At 40.7% G+C, this 6645-nt stretch carries 6 protein-coding genes and 1 CRISPR repeat array; all 6 genes read right to left on the reverse strand.

Translation table 11 applies throughout. The features are described 5' to 3' along the window. Positions 1–11: 11 nt before the first annotated feature. Positions 12–686, reverse strand: coding sequence for a hypothetical protein (locus LJD61_RS14055; protein ID WP_255228182.1), 675 nt, complete (start codon positions 684–686; stop codon positions 12–14). A gap of 19 nt (positions 687–705) precedes the next feature. Continuing rightward, positions 706–1404 carry a DUF5058 family protein gene (locus tag LJD61_RS14060; protein ID WP_255228183.1) on the reverse strand — a complete coding sequence of 233 codons (699 nt, stop codon included), beginning with the start codon at positions 1402–1404 and terminating at the stop codon, positions 706–708. A 126-nt stretch (positions 1405–1530) separates the two neighbouring features. Beyond that, a complete protein-coding gene (locus tag LJD61_RS14065; protein WP_255228184.1) occupies positions 1531–3114 on the reverse strand; it encodes a PucR family transcriptional regulator in 1584 nt (527 codons plus the stop codon). Positions 3115–3164: 50 nt separating this feature from the next. After that, positions 3165–4046 (reverse strand): acetamidase/formamidase family protein, encoded by an 882-nt coding sequence (locus tag LJD61_RS14070; protein ID WP_255228185.1) that lies wholly within the window; start codon positions 4044–4046, stop codon positions 3165–3167. 279 nt (positions 4047–4325) lie between these two features. Then, positions 4326–4751: a CRISPR direct-repeat array (repeat unit 31 nt; unit sequence GTTTCAATTCCTTATAGGTAATCTAGGTACT). A 124-nt stretch (positions 4752–4875) separates the two neighbouring features. Continuing rightward, positions 4876–5652: an IS21-like element helper ATPase IstB gene (istB, locus tag LJD61_RS14075; protein ID WP_255228186.1), complete on the reverse strand. Its 777-nt coding sequence runs from the start codon at positions 5650–5652 to the stop codon at positions 4876–4878. Between the two features lie 6 nt (positions 5653–5658). After that, positions 5659–6645, reverse strand: a 987-nt coding sequence (locus LJD61_RS14080) for a Mu transposase domain-containing protein (protein ID WP_408615501.1), incomplete at its 5' end; no start/stop codon positions are given.

The following is a 6645-nucleotide window of genomic DNA, read 5'->3' on the forward strand; positions in this document are numbered from 1 at the left end:
TCCTTTCAAGGCTAGCTTTTTACTGATTTGTTTTCCATATTGTAAAATAATCTGGCTATTATAATTGTTCCAAATACAGAAGCAATTATGAGTACCCAGGCAGGAAGTGTTGTTGTAAATCGAAGTATTACGGGGATTCCTATTCCCACTACTGCCAGCTTTGGATATTTGATGGCAAATTGTCCGAAAACCGCTCCGAAGATTGCAGGGACTGTATAATTTGTGAATGCGCTTGCAATAACCGGAGGCAGTACCTTGATAAGAGCCGCCCCTACGAAAGCCGCAAGGGTAGTGCCGATAAGGTTTGTTATAATTGACCCTGTAATACCGAGAGTGGATATCACTTCGGCTTCTTTAGTCGCCGGCTCGGTATCTGTTACTTCAAGAGCCATTGCCGCGCATGGAAGCCTCAGGTTTGAAATATTTCCCGACAGGAATGAGAGATAAGTACCCGACATACCAAGCACTGAGTAATATGATATAGGCTCAACCACATAAAATGCACCAAACAGTGCTGCAATCATGCCCCAGGATTTCATAGCCACCTCAAAAGGAGGAAACACGCCATATTTCATATAAAGGAAAATCACTGGAAAGAAGCTTAAAGCTGCCGCTAGCAATAATGTTACCATTCCAACCCTTATAACCGGTTTGAACCATAGCTCCTCAAATCTTTTATTATCCATAATTCCACCTCCCTGTTTATTATCCAAATATTACTGCTGCGAGCATGCCAACGAGCATAGCAATACCCAGAGCATATTCTTTAAGCTTCGGAAGCTTCTCAGTCAGCTTAATGACCACGACCATGGAAATAGCCCCTGCTATGACTGCTATAAGCCCGCCGCCGCCATTTTTAATGTCTCCCGAGTTCAAATAGCCGAATACCCCAAGCATTGCAGCAGAGCTTAACACGGCAAGCCACTTGACATCCCCGCCGCCGACTTTATTCCTTATGCCTTCCAGCTTATGGGTAAAAAGTCCGGCAAAGACGAGCCAGCCAGCACCATTAACAGCCATAGTCCACCATCCTGTAGCAAGAGCATTTAAATCGTAATCTGCTCCTCCAAAGCTGACACCAAGAGCATCCGCACCTGTTTTGGCAGCCGTGAGCTCTGTCGGCGCCGAACCGATTATAGATAATCTTAACCAGCTTATAGGGCCGCCGATAACAGACATCATGCCTACCATTACTATAAAAATAGCAATTACAGGCCCGATAGCAGTCAAAAGACCGGTCTTAAAAGCTCTGTCACACTTTTCATCAGGAATATTCAATTCCCTGGCGGTCTTTCTTGCAAGCCTGGTGTAAATAATGGCTTGAATAGCCGTAAGGATTACTACAGGAGCTGCTGCCAACCAAACTCCTATTTCGTTAGCTACCCTTAAAATTTCTTGATTCATAAATACACCTCCATAATTTGTTTATAATTTCACAACCTCTCCTAATTGATCTTACAATACTTAGCTTGAATTAGCTTTGTCTTTATAGTATAAAAAGATAATAAAAAAAATATACCTGTCAGACAATTACTGACAGAGTATATTATATATTCTCACGGAAACCGTGTATTTCATCCTTTGCTCAAAGCTGTCGAAGTTCACGCCTAATACCTCGCAAAGCCTTCTATACCTGTATTTAATCGTATTATAATGTATAAACATGTTCTTGGCGGTTTCCTTCAGGCTCCATTCGTTTTCCACCAGATGATTCAATGTATCAAAGAGGTATGTTTTATTGATTTTATCATATTCAATGATCTTATCGAGGCTCTCCCTGCAAAATTCCTTTCCATAGCCAGTGGATGATATATCATAATACAGCCTATACAGACCTGCTTCATCATAAAATTTATAGCTGTTTGTCATTTTTGAAAGCCTGTCTATTTGAACGACCCGGAAGGCTTCAGTATAGCTTTCCTTTGCCAGCATGATCCCGGCTTTAATTCCTCCGATTCCAATGCTCAATGTAAATCCTGTCTCGTTTTTAACCTTAAGCAGCAGCTCGCTGCAGGTTTTTGAAAGCTTGCTTTTTATTTTATCAGAGTTGTCGACATTCAAGATAAAGGTTATGCTGTCGCTCAATGTTGTATATGCCGACTGAGAAAAATCCCGCTTAACGCTTTCTGTGATTGTTTTGAATATTTTTTCCCTGGTCATTTCAAGATTTAAATTGTCTTTTTTATGGCTCATCTTAAAATACTCGGACTTATAATTATCAATATCAAACATCGTTACGACAATTTTGCCTTTAAACTCCCATCCGAAGATTTTGGCTCTCTTCTTTACCTCTTCAATGGATCTTATGTTTTTTGTTATCAGGTCCCTTACAAACTCGTCTCTATATCTCATCTCTATCTGGTTGTTGGATATTTTGCGCTGTATATAAAGCTTCAGCACAGTGCAGGTATGTTCAACCGCTATCTCTTCAAGCTGATCCAGCTCTTTTTTTGTATTTATGACAAGATATCCGTATATCCTGTTTTCATAGGATATTTCATAAACCTTATATTTTTGAAAGTTGAAAAGCTTCATACTCTCTATGGTGCTTATAAAGCTCGAATCCGCCGACTCATAAACAACGGTATTGAAGTAAAAATCAGCATAGGCGGATTCAAACTCAATTATCCTCTTTAGGTTTACCAATATATCCTTTATATCGCCGCCGTTAATAACCAATTGAGTAAAAGATTTGTGAATTGTCTCTGATTTCTTTAATTTATCGGCTTGATCGTTTATTATTTTGGCCAGAACCGGATTGATGATCTCAATAAATGCATAGCGGCTGGGAATATAAATGATCGGGACATTTAACTCATTAGCCCTGTTAATAACATTATCCGGTATGCTATGCAGGAATCTTTCTGTTTTTATTCCGATTCCAGCCATTCCTCTGGTCTTAATGTTTTCAATAATTTCTTCAAAAAGCTCCGGAGTATCTTTAAGGCAGTAACCCGTAGTGATTATAAACTCTCCGCCTTTTGACCAGCGGTATGCATCAGGGGCATCAAAAACTGTAACAGAGCTTACCTCGTTATCGAGGCCCTCTCCTCCGGCTAACACTTTTAAATCGCTTAGGCCACATTTTTCAATCATTTCCTTTACTGTAAACAATGCGTCACCTCAAAATCGTATATATCTCATTTGTATCATGAACTCCAGCTTTATTTAAAGACCCATTTGGGCATTGAAAACCTCGCTGTCATTTTGGGATCTACCACTTGGCATATCTCCGTATTTCCAATGGCGCTCAAAAGCATGCCCGCTTCATTAATATCCATATGGAGTTTTCGTATAACCCTGTAAAGCATGTCTTCGGCTGAGATTTTTACAGCCTGTAACAAATCCTCATGAGAGGCTATGGTGTATACTTTATCCTCATACTCCAATATGGGATTCCTTATTTCATGATTTTTCAATAAATCTATTTTTACTTTTACCTTGCCTGCAATCTCTATGCCGGTAACCATAACCTCACCATCCCCCATAGCGGCATGAAGATCTCCCATGGCCAGCAGCGCGCCTGCATGAAAAACCGGAAGATATAGGACAGCACCTTCGGCAATTTTGCTATTATCCATATTGCCGCCATGAGATCCGGGCTCTCCGTTAGGTATAGCATCTCCGTCCGGAACTACGCCTATAACTCCTATCATAGGCTTGCACGGGATGTATATGCTATCATTAAATATTGCTTTACCTTCTATTATTGGCAATATCTTTATGCTTGATTCCCCAATATTGCCTCCAAAAATACCACCGCCTGGAATAGCTGCCATCACACCATAATCATTGATATCTATCTTTAGTATTTCTATTCTTAATGTATCGCCCTTCTCAGCACCTTTTACATATAAAGGTCCCGTAGCAGGATTGATCTTCTCCCAGTCAAGCTTTTCTATAGGCTGCTCAGAGCTGCTGATCTGGTTTTGAAAACAATCACAAGTCTCAAACACAACTGTGCTGCCTGGATCAACCTCCAAAGCAGGCTTATTTTCACTGCTCATACTATAGATAAGTCTGTCGCTTTTTATTAGATTGGTCATGCGGATACCTCCTTTTTAATGGGATAATTTTATTTATTATTATAGATTATATATGATTAGACGGAAAAAGTAATGAAAATGTATCACCAAGGCTTTCAATTTCTTGCAGATGCTTTAGTAAAGTGAGGCCTCTTGGTCCCGAACCAAGAGGCCCTATTGATTGTCTTAATTCCTTGTAGGTAGTTTAGTAACCGAGAGATTAAGTTGGATCAGATAGTAGTTTTGAAGAATTTCAATTCCTTGGGCAAATCGTCTCATCAGACACTATCGATATCGAGGATTTCAATTCCTTATAGGTACTCTAGCAACGTACCACGCTCTCTCCTTTATGGAGCTCGGCGATAGTTTCAATTCCTTATAGGTACTCTAGCAACGAATAAAAGGTCCATACGGCTTGGCCATGACTATGGATGGGTTTCAATTCCTTATAGGTAATCTAGGTACGAAAATTGAACAAGGTGGATATACAAGGCAACAAAGTTTCAATTCCTTATAGGTAATCTAGGTACTACTTACCCATAAAAGTATCAATGTCAGATGAATCGTTTCAATTCCTTATAGGTAATCTAGGTACTTTCTTTAGCCTGAATAATTTCCACAATGGCAGCGGTTTCAATTCCTTATAGGTAATCTAGGTACTCATTTTAGCCCAACGCATTGCTACAGATATAACGGTTTCAATTCCTTATAGGTAATCTAGGTACTTAAGACGAACTTCATAATATTCATTGTGCAAAAGTTTCAATTCCTTGAATATTCTGGCGCGACGAAGTCGCAGTTCCGGAGAAATGGAAATCATCTGTCCGGAACCGGAAATCGCCTAAAGTACTTACTCACTAAGTGATTCATCCAGACCGTATACCTCACGCATTGAAATATCTTTGGATGGATCAAGACTTTCAATATTAATTTTGTATGCGTCATGAACGATACGATCCAGTATGGCATCTGCCAGTGGGCCATCGTTACCACCTAGTTGCTCATACCAACCTTCTGCTCTGTATTGAGAACATAAGATGGTGGATGATTTCTTCCTGCGGCGATGCAATAATTCGAAAATGTCCTTGCGTTCATTTTCATTAGGTTTTAACAGCAACCATTCATCGATAATCAGAAGTAATGGATTTGCGTACTTGGCCATAACTTTTTTGTATGTACCTTCATTCCTAGCCATTTCAAGGTCAATTAGAAGGTCGGGAAGTCTTACATACTTTGTATTAAAATATTGCTTGCATGCTTCCATCCCAAAGGCGCATGCTATATATGTTTTACCGCTACCTGTAGCACCAGTAATGAAGATGTTGCGATATTCAGCGATATATTCACAGCTTGCAAGCCTAGTAATAAGCTGCTTGTTTAACTTACGTCCGGATGAATAATTAATGTCCATAATACTGGCATCCGGCTGGTCAAATTCAGCATTCTTGATCAGTCTCTTTAAACGGTTATTCTTTCGGCTGCTGTATTCAATATCTACCAGCATACCGAAGCGATCTTCGAAAGGAACTTCCTTCATTTTGGCATCGGTCAGCTGGTTACGGAATGCATCTGACATGGCAGTCAGGCGCATTTCAATTAATTTATCAATCGTACTTTGATTTGTCATAGATGCTTACCTCCCATAATAGCCAGCACCTCTCATGATGCCGTAGTTGTTGTGTGTAGTAGTTTCCGGTATATCCGATTCGCTCTGCGACTTATCTTGCCCGGTTGTGAGTATGTTTTTGATACTCTTGTAACTGGGAGTGGCTGTATAGGAAAGTGCCTTTTTACAGGCGGCTTCCAGACGTTCGATTGAATATCTGTCAGCCAGTTTTAAAAGCTCCATACAGCTTTTGTAAGTCTGTTGTTCTACACGTTTGGAGGTAAGAATTGCATCAACTGCCTGATACGTATTGCATCCAACCCGCTCAGCCCATTTGCGGAAACGGTCGCCATCCCATTCCAGATACTTCTGGTGGTCTTCTGGCATATGTTCCACTATGGTGCTGTACTGTCCCTTTCGTCCGTAGAGACGACGATGGGAGGCTATGCGGTTATGGTTGTAGAAAACTTCAATTGTTTTATCTGTTATCCTCACATCAACCTTACGTTTTATGTATTCATAAGGCGTTGAGTATAGCATTCCGTCGACGGATATGTGATAATTGAACTGAACGGTGGCTTGTTTCCATTCCGCCAGTTCATAAGGGGTAGCAGGTAATGGTGCCAAAAGAGGCAGTTCTTCGTCGCGGAAGAGGCTTAACCGGCTGCCCTCTTTCTTTTGGAAAAGTCGGGCGTTAAAGGCTTCCAGTTTCTCGCGAATGGCGCTATTTAATTCGGTCAATGAAAAGAACTGCTCATTTCGTAACGCAGCGGTAATCCATGTTGATATACTACCTACAGAACCCTCTGCGTTTGGCTTATCCTTAGGTTTTCTGACCCTGGCAGGAATGATAGCAGTACCATAATGTTCCGCCATTTCATGGTAAACAGTATTTAATTGCTGATTGTACCAACCGCCGTTATGTACCACAGCGGTCTTGCAATTGTCGGATACAAGAATTTTGGCTACGCCACCGAAGTATTCATACATGTGAACATGGGCAGCTATCCATGC

The organism is Lutispora saccharofermentans (genome assembly GCF_024363565.1).
Classification (GTDB): Bacteria; Bacillota; Clostridia; order Lutisporales; family Lutisporaceae; genus Lutispora; species Lutispora saccharofermentans.